Genomic DNA, 18,452 nt, shown 5'->3' on the forward strand with positions numbered 1-18,452 from the left:
GATATGGACGTTAATGTTCCCCACATGAAGATACTTGTTATTGAAGATGATTTGGAAGCTGCCGCCTATATGACGAAGGCGTTCCGAGAAGCTGGTATTGTTGTCGACCACGCCAGTGATGGCGAAAGCGGCTTGTTTATGGGTTGCGAAAATGTTTATGACGTCATGGTCATCGACCGCATGCTGCCGCGACGCGACGGGCTCTCGGTTATTTCCGAATTGCGCAGAAAGGGCATTGAGACCCCGGTGCTCATTCTCTCCGCTCTTGGCCAGGTAGATGACCGGGTGACCGGTCTTCGCGCCGGTGGTGACGATTATCTGCCCAAGCCCTATGCGTTCAACGAGCTCCTTGCCCGCATCGAAGTGCTTGGCCGCCGCAAGGGCAAGCCCGAGCAGGATATGATCTATCGTGTGGGCGATCTCGAACTCGACCGGCTTTCTCATGACGTGCGCCGCAATGGCAAGGAAATCCTTTTGCAGCCGCGCGAATTTCGCCTGCTGGAATATCTGATGAAGAATGCCGGTCAGGTGGTGACCCGCACCATGCTATTGGAAAATGTCTGGGATTATCACTTCGACCCCCAGACCAACGTCATCGACGTTCACGTGTCGCGCCTGCGCTCCAAGATCGAGAAGGATTTCGACAAGCCGTTGCTGAAGACCATCCGCGGTGCTGGTTATATGATGAAGGATGAAGGCTAGCCATGCCTTCACGCCTGCGCCTGCTCTTCAGTTCCACCGCTGTCCGTCTCTCCGCACTCTATATTCTGCTCTTCGCACTCTGCGCCGCCTTCCTCGTCTTCTATGTGACTGCGCTGTCCGAGCGCCTCTTGAACCAGCAGACGCGCGATGCCGTGTTGCAGGAAGTCAACGACGTGCAGCGCATCTACGAACGCGGTGGCATCAATCCGCTTTTGCGGATGATGGAACGGCGCGCCCGCCAGCCGGGTGCAAGCCTCTATGTCATCGCAGGCCCCAATGGCGAAATCCTTGCCGGCAACGTCGCCTCGGTGCAGCCTGGCGTTTTCGACAGCGAAGGCTGGACGGAGTTTCCATTCACCTATGAGCGATACTCGGAAAGTGGCGACAGCGTAAAACATCTTGCGACCGCAAATATCTTCGTTCTCGACAATGGCCTTCGTATCCTCATAGGCCGCGATCTGGGTGAACCGACGAAGTTCCGGCTCCTTGTGCGCAACGCGCTGATGGTGGCGCCTTGCCATCATGGGCGGCGGCGCCTTGATCATCTGGTTTGCGATTGGACAAAACGCGCTGAGGCGGCTCGACCGGATGTCGGCTGCGACGAAGAAGATTATGGCGGGCGATCTGTCCCAGAGACTGCCGCAAGGCCGTTCAGGCGACGAGTTCGATCGTCTTTCGGGCTCGCTCAATGCCATGTTGGGGCGCATCGAAAAGCTGAATGAGGGCCTGCGCCAAGTCTCCGATAATATTGCACACGACCTGAAGACGCCGCTGACGCGCCTGCGCAACAAGGCTGCCGATGCGCTGGAGGACCGCGATGAGAACAAGCGCCGGGCGGCGCTCGAGGGCATCATTGCCGAATCGGATCAGTTGATCCGCACCTTCAACGCGCTTTTGATGATCTCGCGTGTCGAGGCCGGCTCGATCGCCGCGGAAATGACCGATGTGGATATTTCGGCTATTGCGGAGGACAGCGCCGAGCTTTACGAGCCCGTGGCGGAAGAGGAGGGCTTGACGCTGACGACGGCCATCGAACCGGGGCTTGTGATACAGGGAAATCGCGAGCTGATCGGCCAGGCCCTGACCAACCTGATCGACAATGCCATCAAATATGCGGGTGGGCATGACGGTGAGAAGCGGCTCTTTGTAAAGCTTGGCCGAAGCGAGGAAGGCATCATCCTCTCGGTTGCCGATACCGGCCCCGGCGTTCCAGCTGAAAAGCGCGGCGAAGTGACCAAACGCTTTGTGCGACTGGATGAAAGTCGCTCCAAGCCCGGAACGGGCCTCGGTCTCTCGCTGGTGGAGGCGGTGATGGAGCTTCACAGCGGTGAACTTCGTCTTTCCGATACGGATCCGGGCAACGAAAATGCGCCGGGCCTAACCGTTTCCATGGTCTTTCCCGTCACTCAAAACCCCTGAGTTCACCGCTGGATTTGCGCCGATATTCGCGATAAGTCCCGTTGGTCCGAGAAGAACAGGCAGGAGACCTTCGATTTTCGACTATCTCGTTGTCGCTGTCATGGGGCTGCAAGCTCTGGGCGTCATCTGCCTGGTTGCCTTTACGCTTCGGTTTCTTTTTCTGTTGCCGTTTCGCGCGAGGCGAAGGCGGGATGTGGTCATTCGGGAAATTTATGGGCCCGGCAGGTCTTTTTCCATTCTGGTCCCAGCTGATTGGCAGAATAAGAGCGAGGGAGAGTTCTTCTTCGTCGGCGTTGACGGGGATGGACCTGTTCTAGCCGGTGCCGCCTGGCAATTCGAAAGGCTCGTCGCAATGCGCCCCTTTGCCGATACGCGTTTTGACGGGGTCGGCGCAATAGGAGTCTACAAGCAGCGCGGTCGGGAGTTTCTGCTTCAGAACGGAGGCATTGGTCGGGAGTGTGTCGGTATGTCGGTGGCCGACCGGAAAGTGAGGTCCTGCGTCGTCGCCTGCTTTGTGGCAGGCACATACGGCGTCGAAATCACATTGACGACGACGCGGAAGGATTATCGACGCAACCGGGCGCGCTATCTGGAAATGTTGGCCAGCCTTCGTATTCTAGGCGTGGACAAGCAGGTCGGTGGCGAGGCGGCAGAGACTGCACCCGCAAACGCGACACTTCACTAACTATGATCTCGACCGGTGAGACGCGATGCCCAGACCCAATGCCCTGTCTGCGGTGGTTTTCTCCAAGTGCACAAGGGATCCTCCTCTCCGAACCGACGCGCCATGCATTCCGAAAATCGACTCCGATTTTTAGGGCCGATGCTGTAGACGGGACATGGGAATGAGGACGAGGAGGCAGGAATGCGACTGAGTGAGGTTCAGCCGGACACGATACGTCCCTATACGCAAACCGAGCTGAAATCGGTTCTGTCCACCTTGAAGGATATTGCGTGTAACGAGCCGGCAGTGGCCGATCTGCTGGCGAGTGAGGGTACGCTCAAAGGATTTATTGCGCACGCCTTCACATTATCTCCATACCTGCGCGATGCGGCAGTGTCCGATGAGGGTCTGTTGACGCTGGCGATTTCCGCGCCGGTCGAGACGATCCTCGAGACCCTGGTGCGTGATGCACGCGATTGCTGGCGACCGGATGAGGATGGGCGTATTCCCACCGAGGCAGAGGTGATGACGAGGCTGCGCGTCGCCAAACGCCGCCTGGCCTTCATCGCCGCATTGGCCGATCTCGGCCGCATCTTTACCGCCCGTGATACGACACGATGGCTAAGCGACCTCGCCGACGCCGCGCTGTCGGCGGCGATCGATCATCTGCTCCTCGCCAACCATAATAGCGGCAAGCTCAACCTCAAGAACCCGCTAGTTCCAAGCGAAGGTTCGGGGCTCATCGTGCTGGGTATGGGCAAGCTCGGCGCGCGTGAGCTCAATTATTCCTCCGATATCGACGCCGTCGTGTTCTTCGAGCCTACAGCTGGGATCGTGCCAGATCTCTTGGATGCGCTGGAAACCTTTGGCCGCATGATGCGGCGGCTGATCCGCATCCTGCAGGAGCGTACCGCCGACGGCTATGTGTTTCGAACCGACCTTCGCCTTCGTCCCGATCCCGGCTCGACGCCGCTTGCCATACCGGTTGACGCCGCGCTCCTCTACTATGAGGGCAGGGGGCAGAACTGGGAGCGGGCAGCCTATATCAAGGCGCGGCCTGTTGCCGGCGATATCAAGGCAGGTGAAGGCTTCCTGCGCGAGCTGACGCCCTTTGTCTTCCGCAAATATCTCGATTACGCCGCGATTGCCGATATCCATTCAATCAAGCGACAAATTCATGCACATAAGGGCCATGGCGCGATCGCGGTGAAGGGGCATAACGTCAAGCTCGGACGCGGCGGCATTCGCGAGATCGAATTCTTCGCCCAGACGCAGCAATTGATCGCAGGCGGGCGCATGGCGCCCTTGCGTGTCCGCTCGACTGAGGAAGCGCTTGCGGCGCTGACGGATGCCAAATGGATCGATGCGGAAACCCGTGACAGCCTGACGGAAGCCTATTGGTTCCTGCGCGAGGTCGAGCACCGCATCCAGATGGTGCGCGACGAGCAGACGCATATCCTGCCGGATACCGAAGCCGAACTAAAGCGCATCGCCTTCATGCTCGGCTTTGCTGACACCAAAGCCTTCTCCGAAAAGCTGGAAGACGTTCTGCGGCTGGTGGAGCGCAAATATTCCGCTCTCTTCGAACAGGAAACGCGGCTCTCCGGCGAGAGCGGCAACCTTGTCTTTACCGGTCAGAAGGATGACCCTGATACACTGAAGACATTGGAAAGACTTGGTTTCGAGCGTCCTGAAGACATGTCGCGGGTGATCCGCACCTGGCACAATGGCCGCTACCGCGCGACGCAATCTGTCGAGGCGCGCGAGAGACTGACAGAGTTGACGCCGGACCTGCTGAAAGCCTTTGGCGAGAGCAAGCGGGCCGACGAGGCACTGCTCCGCTTCGACAACTTCCTGTCCGGGCTGCCAGCTGGCATCCAACTGTTCTCACTTCTGGGTAATAATCCAGCGCTCCTGTCTCTGTTGGTTACGATCATGTCGTCAGCCCCACGACTGGCAGAAATCATCGCGGCACGACCGCATGTCTTCGACGGCATGCTTGACCCGGCGCTGATGACCGAGATCCCGACGCGCGATTATCTCTCCCAGCGCATGAAGGGTTTTCTCTCGCCTGCGCGCCATTACGAGGACATTCTCGACCGGCTTCGGATTTTCGCTGCCGAACAACGCTTCCTGATCGGTGTCCGTTTATTGACTGGTGCAATCATTGGCGAGGTGGCGGGCCGCGCTTTCACCCACCTTGCCGATCTCGTGATCGAAGCAGCCTTGAATGCCATGCTGGCCGAAATGGCGACGGCACATGGATCCTATCCGGGCGGACGCGTCGCCGTCATCGGCATGGGGAAGCTCGGCTCCTTTGAACTGACTGCCGGCTCCGATGTCGATCTCATTCTGCTTTATGATTATGACGACGAGGCTGGCGAATCCGATGGCACCAAGCCGCTCGACGCGGTGCGCTACTTCACCCGCGTGACCCAGCGATTGATCGCAGCACTCTCCGCGCCGACGGCCGAGGGCGTGCTCTATGAGGTCGATATGCGCCTCAGACCCTCTGGCAACAAAGGTCCGGTGGCGACGCGCATCTCCACATTCGAGAAATATCAGCGCGAAGAAGCTTGGACCTGGGAGCATCTGGCGCTCTCCAGAGCCCGACTGATCTGCGGTGACGCAACCTTGATGGCCGATGCGGATCGGATCATTGCCTCGGTCCTGTCGCAAAAGCGAGACGTGGCCAAGGTCGCTGCTGACGTGCGGGAGATGCGCCAGCTTATCGACAAGGAGAAACCTGCCGAAAGTCTGTGGGATTTCAAGCTTATTCCCGGCGGATTGGTCGATCTGGAATTCATCGCCCAGTATCTGGCACTGGTTGCGCCAGCAAAAGATCTGCCTTCGCATGAGCCGGGAGAGAGCACGTCCGATGCACTCAAGCGCATGGCCTCCGAAGCGATGGAACCGCAGGCGCATGATGATTGTATCGAAGCCATGCGGCTCTTCACCGAACTGTCGCAGATCATAAGGCTCTGCATCGATACGGATTTCGATCCGAAACAGGCGCCTGCGGGCTTGATTGATCTCGTCTGCAGGGCAGGTGACTGCCCGGATGTTGCGACGCTGGAAGGCGAGGTGAAGCGGCTGTCGAAAGCGGTCCGTAAGACCTTTTCAGCACTGGTCTCCCCCAAAAGCGATTCCTGACATTCGACACATCATCATTAGCGCGAGGAGGATTACGCATCCATCGTGCGACCAAGCGCACGGGTCGTCCTCGCGGCAATAGAAAGGATCTTCCCGGGCTGGATTGATCGAGGCGGCATCCCCACCTACAGCATCGGCCCGAAAATCGAAATCGATTTTCGGAAACGTACGATGCGTAGATTTAAAGAGATAGAGCGTCCTTAGTGCGTCCGAAAAGACGCGCGGCGCTCTGAGGCGAAAGCTAAAACGAGAGCGTCTTGATGTTTCACGTTATTTTCGGAATTCCATGGCTGGTGGTCGCTGTCCGCTTCATCCAGCCACTGCCCTGGGTTTGGCCTTTGAAGCTTGCCCTTACGCTGTTGTTTCTTGCCGCTTCGCAATATCACCTCTTCAGTCGCCTCTCGTCCGGCTCGGTCTTCTCGCCTGAGTTTCCAAGACCACTGATCATCTGCTTCAACCTGCTCTTCGGCTTCATGCTGCTGCTCGCCGTCTTCCAGATTGCTCTGGATGTGGTGTCGGTGATCCTGATGCTGTTCAAGGGGCACTTCCCGCTGGTGCCTTCCGGTGTCCGTTACGGGATGGCGGCTGTTGCTCTGGCTCTCTCCGCCTTCGCCGTCAGCCAGGCGGTCCGTGTTCCGCCACTGAAGGACATCGAGATTGCTGTCCCAGGGCTTGATCCAGCTTTCGATGGCTATCAGATCGTGCAACTCACCGACCTGCATATCAGCCGCCTCTTTCCTGCCTTCTGGACGCGTGCAGTGGTCGAGAAAACCAATGCGCTCAATGCCGACCTGATCGTCATTACCGGCGATCTCATCGACGGCAAGGTTGAAGCCAGAAGCAGCGACATTGCGCCATTGGCAGAGCTTAAGGCTCGCGATGGCGTTTACACTATTCCCGGAAACCACGAATATTTCTTCGGCTATGACGAGTGGATGGCCTATTACCAGCGCCTCAACATGACGACGCTTGCCAACAGCAACGCTGTCATCAAGCGCGGCAACGCGAAGCTCGTGATCGCTGGCGTCACCGACCTCTCATCGACGAGAACGGCGTTTCCCGCACATGACACGGCGGCGGCCCTCAGAGGCGCCCCCGCCGGTGCGCCTGTCATCCTGCTCGATCACCAGCCCCGTCAAGCGGCAGACAATGCCGCACTGGGTGTAGCAGTTCAGCTTTCCGGCCACACGCATGGCGGTATGGTCGTTGGGCTCGACCGCGTGGTCGCAGGCCCTAATAACGGCTTCGTATCCGGTTTCTACGATGTCGGCGGCATGAAGCTTTACGTCAACAACGGGACGGCGCTCTGGCCAGGCTTTGCGCTGCGACTCGGCATTCCCTCCGAGCTGACCCGGATCACTTTGTTATCGCGCTAAAGCATGCTGCGCTAAACTGTGCGATGGTTTTGCGATCCCAAAGGCGGTGAGCGAGGGTCTTCAATTCAGCTTGTGAGAGCGCAGGAGCTCCAGCTTGTTCCTCGCCTGATAAGCGAGATACGGCATATCCTTGGCGACATGGGCGTGCGGAATGAGGATAGTGACCACCGTTCCCTTGCCCTCGCAGGAGCGGATTTTCATTTTGCCGCCATGGAGCCTGACCAGCGAGCGGGAGATGGCAAGACCGAGGCCAGAGCCACCTTTGCTCTTGGCATATTGGCTCTGTACCTGCTCAAACGGCTGGCCGATCTTGTTGATGGCGGCAGTCGGGATACCGATGCCGGTATCGGCAATCGTCAGCATCAAGCCGTTCTCGTGCACATGGGTGCGAAGCTCGACGCGGCCGCCGTCGTCGGTGAACTTGACTGCGTTGGACAGCAGGTTGAGCATGATTTGCTTCATGGCGCGGCGGTCGCCGTTCATATGCATATTTCTGCACAGGCGCTGCTGAATAGTGATGTTCTTTTGCGCGGCCTGGATGGCCGTCAGGCGCAAGGTTTCTTCCACCAACGGCGCAAGATCGACCCTCTCGCGGTTGATGCGCATATGGCCTGCTTCGATCTTCGACATGTCGAGAATGTCGTTGATGACGTTGAGCAGGTGTTGGCCGCTATCATGGATGTCGCGGGCATACTCGCTGTATTTAGGCGAGCCGACCGGGCCGAACATTTCAGCCACCAGAATTTCGGAAAAGCCGAGAATGGCGTTGAGTGGCGTGCGCAACTCATGGCTCATATTGGCGAGGAATTCGGACTTCGCCTTGTTGGCCGCTTCGGCGCGCTCCTTTTCCGCCTGATAGAGGGCATTCGCGTCCGAAAGCTCGGTCTTCTGCCGCTCGAGCTTGTGGCGGGAGGCGGAAAGATCGCCAATCGTTGCCATCAGGCGGCGCTCGGATTCGCGCAGTCGGTCCTGGTGGCGCTTCAGAAGCGTAATGTCCGTACCGACGGAGACAAGACCGCCATCGCGGGTACGGCGTTCGGTGATCTGCAGCCAGCGCTCATCGGCAAGCTGCACTTCCGTGGTGCGCGATAGTCCCGACTGATCGGAGTCTGCCACACGGCGCTCGACGATCGGACGTGCGGCGGCGCTGTAAACGACCGAACGTTCCGTGCCGGGCACCAGTGCGCTGTCGGGCAGACCATAGGCCTGCTGGAAATGCGTGTTGCACATCACAAGGCGATCGTTCTTGTCCCACAGGACGAAAGCTTCCGATGTGCATTCGATGGCTTCTGCGAGGCGTTGATCGGCCTCCGCATAACGTTGTGCCAAGCGGTGCTGCTCCGTCACATCCATGGCGATGCCGATGACACGCGGGCCGTTCCCCGTGTGGATCACCTGTGCACGGGCGCGCAGCCAGACGTAATGCCCATGGGTATGGCGCATGCGGAAAATCTGATCGATCTGGCGCAACTCGCCGCAGCCCACCGAGCGTGCGAGTTCGTAGAGATTTCCATCTTCGGAATGCATCATGCGTGCCGCATCGCTGAAGGAGAGCGGCTCGGTGCGCGGCGGCAGGCCGAGAATTTCATAAAGCGACGTGGACCAGAACATGCGCCGTGTCGACAGATCGAAGTCCCACAGGCCACAGCGGCCACGAGACAGGGCCGTCTCGACGCGAAGGTTGGATTCGACAAACACTTCGTCAGCGGTACGCGCCCGCTTTACCTGCATGTAATAGGCATAGAGAATAACCAGCAGGATGGAGGAAATGCCAGCGAAGAGGGTGACGTTCATCGCCACTTCGCTGCGCCAGAAGGCGCGCATGGGCTGCAAGGAACGGGCAGTGATGATCATGCCGCCATCGGATCCAAGCGGCAGCATCGTGGCGTAATGCGGCGTATTATCGATATCCGTTTCGATCGTTCCGGGCGCACCGGGGAAGCGGCGAACAATCGCGATCTCTGGAAGCAGGGTGGTCAGCGATGTCCCCACATAGGATGCCGCGTGAAGGCCGACGCCGCCAAAGATGCGGCCATTCATTCCCGCCACCAGCACGACGGTATCGTCATCCATGCTGCCAGCCGGGAAAGATTGATTAAGGCGACGTTCGACGGCAGCGCGGTCCTGCGTGGCAGCCAGAGCCTCGACGCCGGAAAGTGCTGCGCGTGCCGTCAATGCGGAAAGCGCTGTCGTCTGCCGTGCCGCATTTTCCATGCGCTCATATTCCGCGGTGATACCGAACATGCGCGATGCTGCGATGACGACCAGGAAAGCGAGAATGAGAATGGGGATAAGACGCTTGAGCAGCGTCTCAAGCCTGCGGGCCTGCAACAGCATGGCGAGCAGGTTTCCGGCTGAGGAGAAGCTCTCCGCCGCCCTGTAAGCCAACGCCGTCATTTCAGCAAATCTGGCATAGGGTCGCTCATCGCCCGCAGTCGCCCGCCGCACGTTCGTCATTGTCCCGCCTTGATGTCCCTCGTGTAAATTCGAAGCGCCGCCGCTCGAATCTGCGCCTAATGAATCAAAGCCGATTCGCCTTGTCCAGAGATGAAAGTTAAAAGATTTTTAACCCTTTGAACCGACTCGCGCTTTTTTTTCGAGCGCCCGACAATGCTGTTTTGGCTGCCGTTACGTCAGTTGTGGTCAAAGGCCTCAAGCGCGATCGGCAGGGCCTGCACCACGCAGTTTCCGACCGCAGGCAGACCTGCAAGAACGGCGCTGACGATCTCGTCCCGCGATGCGCCATGGGCCTTGGCTTCCTGAACATGAAAGGCAAGACCGCTCTCCAGCCGCGCGGCTGCGAGAATGCCGATATAGACGAGGCTCTGGGTTCTGGCATCGAGCGCTGAAGCCTTGCCAAGTCCTGCAACTCCTTCAAGCCATGCTGTGTAGTGGCTTGGTGCTTCCTTGCTGAAGCTCTGGAATGCCGGGCTGATTGTCATGTCGCGTCTTCTCTGTGCCGATCGATCGGGCAAATTTACGAGAAGAGCGGGAACCTGTTCTTGATCTAAAACAAGAAAAGGCCGGAAGCCCGGCCTTTTCTCATAGAGTAGCGGGCCCTGTCAGCCCTTCAGCATACGTTCGACAATGTCGCGCACGTCGGTTGAGAGCCCCGCGCTACGCTCGATCGTGCCGAGGGCAGCACGCGCATGATCGGCGCGAACCGCCTCGAGCGATCGCCAAGAGCGCATGGAGGTCAAAATGCGTGCTGCGAGTTGCGGATTGCGCTTGTCGATGGATATGATCTGCTCGGCCAGGAAGTCGTAAGCCTTGCCATCCGCACGATTGAAGCCCGTTGGGTTGCCGAAGGCGAAGGTGCCGATCAGCGAGCGGACGCGGTTTGGATTGGTGGCGATGAAGTGCTTGGACGCCATCAGGGACGTGATGCGTGCTAGGGCGCCGTCTCCCGGAATAGCGGCCTGAAGCGCAAACCACTTGTCCATCACCAGAGCATTATCGGCAAAGCGCGTTTCGAACGCCGCCAGCGCCTCGGACGCTTCGGCGGAGTCCGGGAACCGCTGGGTCAAGACGCTCAGAGAATGCGCGAGGTCAGTCATGTTCGAAGCATTGGCAAAGGTCTGCGCGGCGCGGTCGGGCGTCTCTTCCGCATAGGACAGATAGCTCATTGCGATATTGCGCAGAGAACGGCCTCCGGCACTTGCGGCATCCGGCGAATAATCGCGTTTTTCTTCGAAGCTTGAGAAGAGGCGCTTGAAGGTTTCGATGCCGGCTTTCGCGACCGCACCCATAACAGCGTTGCGCGCTTTGTGAATGGCGTCGGGATCATTATCCTTGCCCATCTCGCGGGCCACATCCGCTTCGCTCGGCAGCGCCAGCGCCTGGGCACGGAAGGCTGGTTCGAACTCATCATTGCCGGCGATCTCGATCAGCGTCGAGATGAAGGCCGGATCGACGCTGACCTCGTTGCCGGACCGGACGGCCTGCGTTGCCGCAATCAGGTTGGGCAGGGCAAGGGCTGTCAGGGCCTGCCAGCGCGAGAAGAGGTCGGTCTCGTGACGGGCGATCTGGATCAGGTCGTCTGACGATTGCTCCAGATGCAGATTGATTGGGGCAGAGAAACCGCGGTTGATCGATAGAACCGGGCGCGACGAAATGCCGGAGAAGGTGAAGCTCTGGCTGCGTTCCGTCAGATGCAGGACACCGTCCTTGAACTCGCCGCCTTCAACCTTGCTCGGCGTGGCGAGCTGGCCGTTATCCAGAATGAGTGCGGTCGAAAGCGGAATGTGCAGCGGCTGCTTGCGGCTCTGGCCGGGCGTCGGTGCAACCGTCTGTTCCAGCGACAGCGTGAAGGTCGCCTTTGCTGCATCATAAGAGGTGGAGGCGCTGACGAGCGGCGTTCCGGCCTGGATATACCAGCGGAAGAACTGGGTCAGATCGCGTCCAGTCGCGTCTTCGAAGCACTTGACGAAATCTTCAACCGTCGCCGCATCGCCGTCATGACGCTCGAAATAGAGGTCGGTTCCCTTGCGGAAGCCGTCTTCTCCCAGGATTGTTGCGATCATGCCGGTGATTTCGGCACCCTTCTCATAGACCGTGGTCGTATAGAAGTTGTTGATTTCGCGATATTTGTCGGGACGGGGAGGATGGGCCAGCGGACCGCCATCTTCGGGAAACTGCTCAGACTTCAAGTGGCGGACATCGGCGATACGCTTGACCGCCCGCGAACGCATGTCGGAGGAAAATTCCTGGTCGCGGTAGACGGTCAGGCCTTCCTTGAGGCAGAGCTGAAACCAGTCGCGGCAGGTAATGCGGTTGCCCGTCCAGTTGTGGAAATACTCGTGCGCGATAATGCGCTCTATATTGGCATAGTCGGCGTCGGTGGCAGTTTCCGGATCGGCCAGAACATATTTGTCGTTGAAGACGTTGAGGCCCTTGTTCTCCATCGCGCCCATGTTGAAGTCGGACACGGCGACGATCATGAAGATGTCGAGATCGTATTCCCGGCCAAAGCGTTCTTCGTCCCACTTCATGGAGCGTTTCAGCGCGTCCATCGCGTAGGTCGCGCGCGGCTCCTTGCCATGCTCGACATAAATCTTCAGCGCCACCTCGCGACCGGACATCGTGGTGAAGCTGTCCTCGACAACACCAAGGTCACCGGCAACGAGCGCGAAGAGATAGCTCGGCTTCGGATGCGGATCGAACCAGGCAGCGAAATGGCGGCCTTCGTCGTAATTGCCGCCGCCAAGGAAATTGCCGTTCGACAGGAGGAGCGGATTGCCTTCCTTGGCCGCGATGATGGTGATCGTGTAGGGTGCCAGCACGTCGGGACGGTCTGGAAAATAGGTAATGCGGCGGAAACCTTCGGCCTCGCACTGCGTGCAGTAGACGCCGTTGGTGCGGTAAAGACCCATCAACTGGGTGTTGCTTTCCGGATTGATATAATTGGTCACGCAGATCTCGAAGGGGGCCTCTTCCGGCAGATCGCGAATGGTCAGTCGTTCTGGCGTGACGTCATATTGCGTCTTAGGTATCTCGATCTGGTCGAGAAGCAGGCTCGAAAGCGTCAGCTCGTCGCCATCGAGGATAAGCGGCGAAGCCTTGTCCGCGCCCTCGCGGCGGTGAAAGATCAGCCGCGCTTCTACCTTGGTATTTTGTGGGTCCAGTTCGAATGTGAGGTCAACCCGTTCAAGCACGAAATCCGTTGGGCGATAATCCGCCAACTGAACAATCTGACCCGTATCTGTTCGCATAACTATTCCCGAATGAACCTTGCTTTTGCCGCTGCCTAACCATCATGCGGACATGATGGGTGAAAGTAAACTTGTCGATACGCGTCACCATCATGGAGAGGCGGGGGACATGAGTCCCTGAAGTACTGCCAGAAAGAAGCTTTAATCCGCATCTGCGCACTTCCCATCAGCGTATGATTTCATGAAATGTTGAACGATTACTGAAGTTGCCAACACGCAGAAAGAGAATATCTCGAAAATCAATCGCGCTTTGGGATCCATCGTCACTCTCAATCGACAGGACCGACCGGCCAACCCCGCCGAATCGGTTTACCTCCGTTGGCCTGCGTGATCTAATGGCGTCAAAGTCGATCTGCTGTGCGGTGCGCTCGGGTCAAACTCCAATCTGCGGGCACCGCGTCTGCAAATCCCGATCGCAAGTTCCCATGAGTGCAGACACATACAGTCCCGTGAGGGGCATTCTCCTCAAACTCACATCCGTCGCATTCTTTCTCGTCATGCAGACCTGCATCAAAGCCGCCGGACCGGATGTTCCTGCGGGACAGATCACCTTCTTCCGCTCGGCTTTTGCCATCCTTCCGATCATTCTCTATCTGGCCTGGCTTCGCAGCCTCACACGTGCTTTCCACACGAGCAATCTGTTCGGCCACTTCAAGCGCGGCTTTCTGGGCATTCTGTCGATGATGTGCGGCTTCTATGGCCTGACCTTGCTGCCGCTGCCGGAATTCATCGCAATCGGGTATGCCTCACCGTTGATGTCCGTGGTCTTTGCCGCCCTGATGCTGAACGAAACGGTGCGTATCTACCGCTGGTCAGCGGTCGTTGTCGGCATGATGGGGGTTGTCATCATCCTGTGGCCGAAGATGACGCTGTTGCAGAATGGCGGGCTCGAGGCAGGCGAAAGCATTGGCGCTCTGGCAGTCCTGTTTGGTGCAGTGCTCGGTGGATTGGCGATGGTCCAAGTGCGCCAATTGGTCGTGACAGAACGCACGCCGACGATCGTGCTGTATTTCTCGCTGACGGGCACGCTGATTTCAGCCTTGAGTATGCCGTTCGGTTGGGAATGGTTGAGTATGCAGCAGGCCGTTCTTTTGGTTTCCGCAGGCATCGCTGGCGGTATAGCCCAAATTCTGCTGACAGAAAGCTACCGTCACGCGGAAGTATCGACGATCGCACCCTTCGAATATAGTTCGATCCTGCTTGGCATTGGTGTTTCCTATATTCTTTTCGGCGATGTGCCGACCTTCACGATGCTGCTCGGAACCAGCATCGTCATTTCAGCAGGTATCTTCATCATCTTCCGCGAGCACCAGTTGGGGCTTCAGCGTAAAGCAGCGCGCAAGGCCTCAACACCATCCGGTTGATTTCGTCTACCTGTGAATAAACACCTGTGAATTTTAAGAAAACTTCATGGTCTGACGCAGAAATGTGTTATGTACCTTATAGGTTGTGGGTATTGGGTGATGCATCTTGCGTTGGGATTTCAAGCCAGAAAAAATTGGGCAGCGCGGCGAGAGAAATGTCAGGCGTCCTCTTTTTCTTTTTGAGAGACGTGCCGCAGAATTATTGATGGCGGAGCCCCGCCGATGAGCTTTACTTACGATGAACTCGTTGCTCATCCCGGTCTTTTGGGCGCCATTCAACATTTGGCGCGGGTATTGCGTGGGCGTTTCGATGAGAACCCCCGCCTTGCGCGCCTGCTGTCTGCGCACCAGAAATGGCTTCTCACACAGATGGCGATGGCGCTCAGCGCCGAGCAGCGTGCCCAAGGTTTCACCGTCGCCCAATTGCGTGAGATGGTGATCTCTACCGGCGTTGCCAGCCGCAACACGGTACAGAATTATCTCGATCAGCTTGAGATCTATCGCTACATCGAGAAGGCGAACCGTTCTGCCGCGACGAGACCCAAGCGCTATCGCGCCACGCAGATCAGCGAGCAGGGAATTTTCAACTGGTACTTGGCAAACCTCTCTGCCATTGACGGAATGGATAACGGAAACCGCGCTGCCACGCTGATGGCCTATCCTCAGATCGTTGAACATGCCCAACCTGCGGCAGCGCGCGCCTGTCTTGCGGATCAACATTGGACTGAGCCGCCGGAGCGCGTCGGGCTTTTTCAATGGGTGGAAGCTGGCGGTCTGGTCATGGACGAGATCGTTACCCGTGTTCGGGATACGGAGAATGAGCGGATCGATATCGGCTATGTCGATGTCCGAGCGCTGGCGGCCACCTTCATGATGTCGCGCACGCATCTGCAACGGCTTTTGAACAAAGCTGCTGAACAAGGCAGCGTTGGGTGGATGGACGATACGCCACGCAGCGCCATGTGGCTGTCCCGCGACTTTCTTTGCGAGTATTGCGGCTGGCAAGCGAGGAAGCTCAAGCACGTGGAAGACGCGTTCCTTGAAGCGAAATCATTGCTTCGGGGCCAGCTGAACGTGGCTAGGTAGAGGATTAAGGCTCGCAGAACGGCGGTCGCCGACAAGGGACCACGAGTCAACGTCCACCCGACGCGCAGACTTAATGTCCCACCGGCCAGGCTGTTTTGCGAAGCTCTCGTCTGAAAATGCAAAAAGCGCCTTCCAGATGAAAGGCGCCTCATCAGCATGGCAATTCATGCAGCATGTGCGGACAAGGCCGCACCAGTGTCGTCTCAGCGTTCGCGAAAATCTGCAAAAACCGCCGAAGGACGGGTCGCGCGTACCTGCTGTGTCGAAGCGCGTGCAGTCAACTGTTCGTTTGTTACACCGAAACGGTGATAGCCCTGACTGGAGCGTGGGCCGAGGCCAGCAAGTCGAAGCGTTTCAAAGCCGGAATGAACCGGACGGTAGCGAGTGGTCATTGCCTTGGTTCCTTAAACCTTTTCCTCCCAAGACATGGTTCTTATCGCAGTGCGGCATAGATTCGGCAACCCGGCCTAATGCGTCGCTGTTATGCGCCATTTGCATGGCTTTTTTCATAATCCGTTTACAATGATCAAAAAGGAAGCATTCATAAATCGCGCAAACACGCCTTAAAAGCCAATAAATCGTTCCAAGCCAACGACTTACTTGCCGGGGCATTTAAAAGCTCTTGCGGGTGCAGCGTTGCAATAGCAGGGGCTTTCTCTGCGCCAACTGCGACATCACGCCACTGCCCCCGGAGCGTATGGATCGTTCCAGAGCCGCCAAAGAAAAAACGCGCTGTAAAGTTGCCGAGAAGCAACAGTGCTTTCGGCTCGGCCAGAGCGATCTGTCGCTCGATGAAAGGACGGCAGATTTCCATCTCCGGACCCGACGGCGAGCGGTTGCCCGGCGGACGCCAAGGGACGACATTGGTCAGCATCAGCTTGGTGCGATCAAGCCCGATCGCCGCCAGCATGCGGTCGAGAAGGAGTCCGGTCTTTCCGGTAAACGGAGTGCCTTCCCGATCGTCATCGGCATCCGGCATCGGGCCGATGACCATGATGCCGGAGGAGGGGTTGCCTTCGGCAAACACCGTGTTGCGGGCACTGTTTTTCAGATTGCAGCCGTTGAAACTTTCCAGCGCAGTCTTCAATTCGGCAAGAGACCGCGCGCTTTCGGCCGCGAAACGTGCCGAAGCGATCGCCTGATCGTCAGGCAGTGCAACGTTGACCGCCGCCGCAGGAGCAGGCGCGGGTGCGCGAGTAGATTGCCGCGCAGAGGGTGAAGCCTGCTGCGGCGCGCTTCGCGCCTCAGGCTGTTGCGGTTCGCTGCTTCTTTGTGGCGCACGCGCCTGACGGCTTGCTGCAAACTCGGCAAAGCGGTCCAGTGGCTCGTCTTCCAGCAACCAGTCGACGCCAGCATCTGCATGGAAATGCAGAAGTGCAGCCAGTTCTGCCGGGGAAAGGTCCTGTGCCGAGATCATGGGCCGCAAACTAGAGCGTTTCCTTGTGAAATGGAAGCGGTTCTACCGGGAGATTGTCCCGGCAGGACCACGGGGGCGGGCTCTACCGTCTCGTTGGATATGCCCTTCGCCCACCGCCTTTGGTCTGGCGAAAACCTGCTCTCGCTAAACGGTCCTTACGCCGTCCAGCGCGCAATGTCGCCGCTTTCGCCAATCATCGCCAGACCATGGGCGATGGAAAGAAGTTCGCCGCCGCTTTCGATCTTGTCGGCATCGAAACGGCGAGTGAAGAGCTGCCGCACGGCAGGAACGAACGAGGTGCCGCCCGTCAGGAAGACCTTGTCGATGGCTTGAGGAGCCGTGTTTGTCTTTGTCAGAACCTCGTCCAGTGCCTCTTCGATCTTGGCGAGATCGTCGGCAATCCATTGATCGAAGTCGGACCGCTTGACCATCTTCTTACCTGCCGCGCCAAGCGGCGAGAAGTTGAACTCTGCCTCTTTCTGGGACGAAAGCGCCATCTTGGTGGCAGAGATTGCCTGGTAGAGGGGGTATCCCTCATCATGCTCGACCAGTTCAACGAAGAGCTCTAGCTTTTCCGGTTCAAGCGCCGAGCGCAGCAGCGACTTCAGATCGGAAAACTCTCTGGAAGTCTTGAAGATCGACAGCTGATTCCAGCGACCGAAATTGACGTAGTAGCCGGATGGTACATCCAGAACCTTGTCGAAGCTCTTGAACTTGCTGCCCTTGCCGATTTCCGGCGAAACCAGATTGTCGATCATGCGGAAGTCGAAATGATCGCCCGCAACGCCAACGCCCGAATGGCCGATGGGCGTTGCGGAAAGCTTGCCGCCATGCGTTTCGAAGCGGATCAGCGAGTAGTCGGTGGTGCCGCCGCCGAAATCCGCCACCAGGACATTGGCATCCGTCTTCAAGCTCTGCGCGAAGTAATAGGCCGCTGCCACCGGCTCATAGACATAATGGATTTCAGGAAAGCCCGAGCGCGTAAGTGCTTCATTGTAGCGGGCAAGCGCCAGTGCTTCATCGGGATTGGAGCCGGCGAAACGCACGGGGCGACCGGCGATCACAGTCGATACATCGTCCTTCCATTCATCGCCTGCATAGGTCTTCAACTTGCGCAGAAACACCTCCATCAGATCTTCGAAGCTCTGGCGCTTGGCATAGATCAGCGTGCCTTGGAACAGCGAAGAGGCGGCGAATGTCTTGATCGATTGCAGGAAGCGGCACTCGCCAGCGTTCTCGATGAATTGCTGGATGGCAGCCTGGCCTGCCTCGACATGAAGCGCTGCTGCACCCAGCCCCTTGTCCTTCATGAAGGAGAGGGCGGTACGCATGCTGTCTGTCGTTCCGGCACTGGAAGTGAAGCGCATCGAGTGGCTGCTGCTGCCAGTTTCGGACAGCGCCATAACTGTGTTGGTCGTGCCAAAATCAAGCCCGAGTGTCCGTGTCATGACGAATATCCTTATGAGCCAAAGAGAAAGCAGTCCCGGGATGAATGCGAGCATCCGGGCGATAAAAGGCGCGCAACCGCGCCCGCCTATTTTGAAGAGGGCGCGTGATGGC

Annotated in this window: 12 protein-coding genes and 1 pseudogene; 7 read left to right on the top strand and 6 right to left on the bottom strand. The window is 58.1% G+C overall.

What is annotated here, in order from left to right:
* Positions 1 to 3 precede the first annotated feature (3 nt).
* The 5 genes and pseudogenes from QE408_RS13150 to QE408_RS13170 all read left to right on the top strand — a co-directional run bounded on the left by QE408_RS13150 (position 4) and on the right by QE408_RS13170 (position 7,314).
* Positions 4 to 702, top strand: coding sequence for a response regulator transcription factor (locus QE408_RS13150; protein ID WP_306934794.1), 699 nt, complete (start codon positions 4 to 6; stop codon positions 700 to 702).
* A gap of 2 nt (positions 703 to 704) precedes the next feature.
* Positions 705 to 2,121 (top strand): annotated as a pseudogene (locus QE408_RS13155) (sensor histidine kinase).
* Positions 2,122 to 2,314: 193 nt separating this feature from the next.
* Positions 2,315 to 2,806: a hypothetical protein gene (locus QE408_RS13160; RefSeq protein WP_306931793.1), complete on the top strand. Its 492-nt coding sequence runs from the start codon at positions 2,315 to 2,317 to the stop codon at positions 2,804 to 2,806.
* A 180-nt stretch (positions 2,807 to 2,986) separates the two neighbouring features.
* The gene (locus QE408_RS13165) at positions 2,987 to 5,938 is read left to right on the top strand and encodes a bifunctional [glutamine synthetase] adenylyltransferase/[glutamine synthetase]-adenylyl-L-tyrosine phosphorylase (RefSeq protein ID WP_306931795.1); all 2,952 of its coding nucleotides are present in this window, start codon (positions 2,987 to 2,989) and stop codon (positions 5,936 to 5,938) included.
* A 260-nt stretch (positions 5,939 to 6,198) separates the two neighbouring features.
* On the top strand, positions 6,199 to 7,314 hold the full coding sequence (locus QE408_RS13170; protein ID WP_306931797.1) for a metallophosphoesterase: 1,116 nt from the start codon (positions 6,199 to 6,201) through the stop codon (positions 7,312 to 7,314).
* A gap of 60 nt (positions 7,315 to 7,374) precedes the next feature.
* On the opposite strand, the gene QE408_RS13175 is transcribed toward QE408_RS13170, so the two are convergent.
* The 3 genes from QE408_RS13175 to pepN all read right to left on the bottom strand — a co-directional run bounded on the left by QE408_RS13175 (position 7,375) and on the right by pepN (position 13,025).
* Complete coding sequence (locus QE408_RS13175; protein WP_306931799.1) at positions 7,375 to 9,771, bottom strand: PAS domain-containing sensor histidine kinase; 2,397 nt, start codon at positions 9,769 to 9,771, stop codon at positions 7,375 to 7,377.
* Positions 9,772 to 9,947: 176 nt separating this feature from the next.
* Complete coding sequence (locus tag QE408_RS13180) at positions 9,948 to 10,256, bottom strand: carboxymuconolactone decarboxylase family protein (RefSeq protein WP_306931800.1); 309 nt, start codon at positions 10,254 to 10,256, stop codon at positions 9,948 to 9,950.
* Between the two features lie 120 nt (positions 10,257 to 10,376).
* The gene (pepN, locus tag QE408_RS13185) at positions 10,377 to 13,025 is read right to left on the bottom strand and encodes an aminopeptidase N (RefSeq protein WP_306931802.1); all 2,649 of its coding nucleotides are present in this window, start codon (positions 13,023 to 13,025) and stop codon (positions 10,377 to 10,379) included.
* Positions 13,026 to 13,450: 425 nt separating this feature from the next.
* Here pepN and QE408_RS13190 point away from each other — a divergent pair, with 425 nt between their 5' ends.
* Together QE408_RS13190 and QE408_RS13195 are read left to right on the top strand one after the other, a co-directional pair.
* Complete coding sequence (locus QE408_RS13190; RefSeq protein ID WP_306931803.1) at positions 13,451 to 14,389, top strand: DMT family transporter; 939 nt, start codon at positions 13,451 to 13,453, stop codon at positions 14,387 to 14,389.
* A 222-nt stretch (positions 14,390 to 14,611) separates the two neighbouring features.
* Positions 14,612 to 15,475 carry a hypothetical protein gene (locus QE408_RS13195; protein WP_306931804.1) on the top strand — a complete coding sequence of 288 codons (864 nt, stop codon included), beginning with the start codon at positions 14,612 to 14,614 and terminating at the stop codon, positions 15,473 to 15,475.
* 203 nt (positions 15,476 to 15,678) lie between these two features.
* On the opposite strand, the gene QE408_RS13200 is transcribed toward QE408_RS13195, so the two are convergent.
* The 3 genes from QE408_RS13200 to QE408_RS13210 form a co-directional block, all read right to left on the bottom strand.
* Positions 15,679 to 15,867: a hypothetical protein gene (locus QE408_RS13200; RefSeq protein WP_306931805.1), complete on the bottom strand. Its 189-nt coding sequence runs from the start codon at positions 15,865 to 15,867 to the stop codon at positions 15,679 to 15,681.
* A gap of 149 nt (positions 15,868 to 16,016) precedes the next feature.
* Complete coding sequence (locus QE408_RS13205) at positions 16,017 to 16,892, bottom strand: uracil-DNA glycosylase (protein ID WP_306934795.1); 876 nt, start codon at positions 16,890 to 16,892, stop codon at positions 16,017 to 16,019.
* Positions 16,893 to 17,047: 155 nt separating this feature from the next.
* The gene (locus QE408_RS13210; protein WP_306931807.1) at positions 17,048 to 18,340 is read right to left on the bottom strand and encodes an Hsp70 family protein; all 1,293 of its coding nucleotides are present in this window, start codon (positions 18,338 to 18,340) and stop codon (positions 17,048 to 17,050) included.
* Positions 18,341 to 18,452 lie beyond the last annotated feature (112 nt).

The organism is Agrobacterium larrymoorei, from assembly GCF_030819275.1.
GTDB classification, from domain to species: domain Bacteria; phylum Pseudomonadota; class Alphaproteobacteria; order Rhizobiales; family Rhizobiaceae; genus Agrobacterium; species Agrobacterium larrymoorei_B.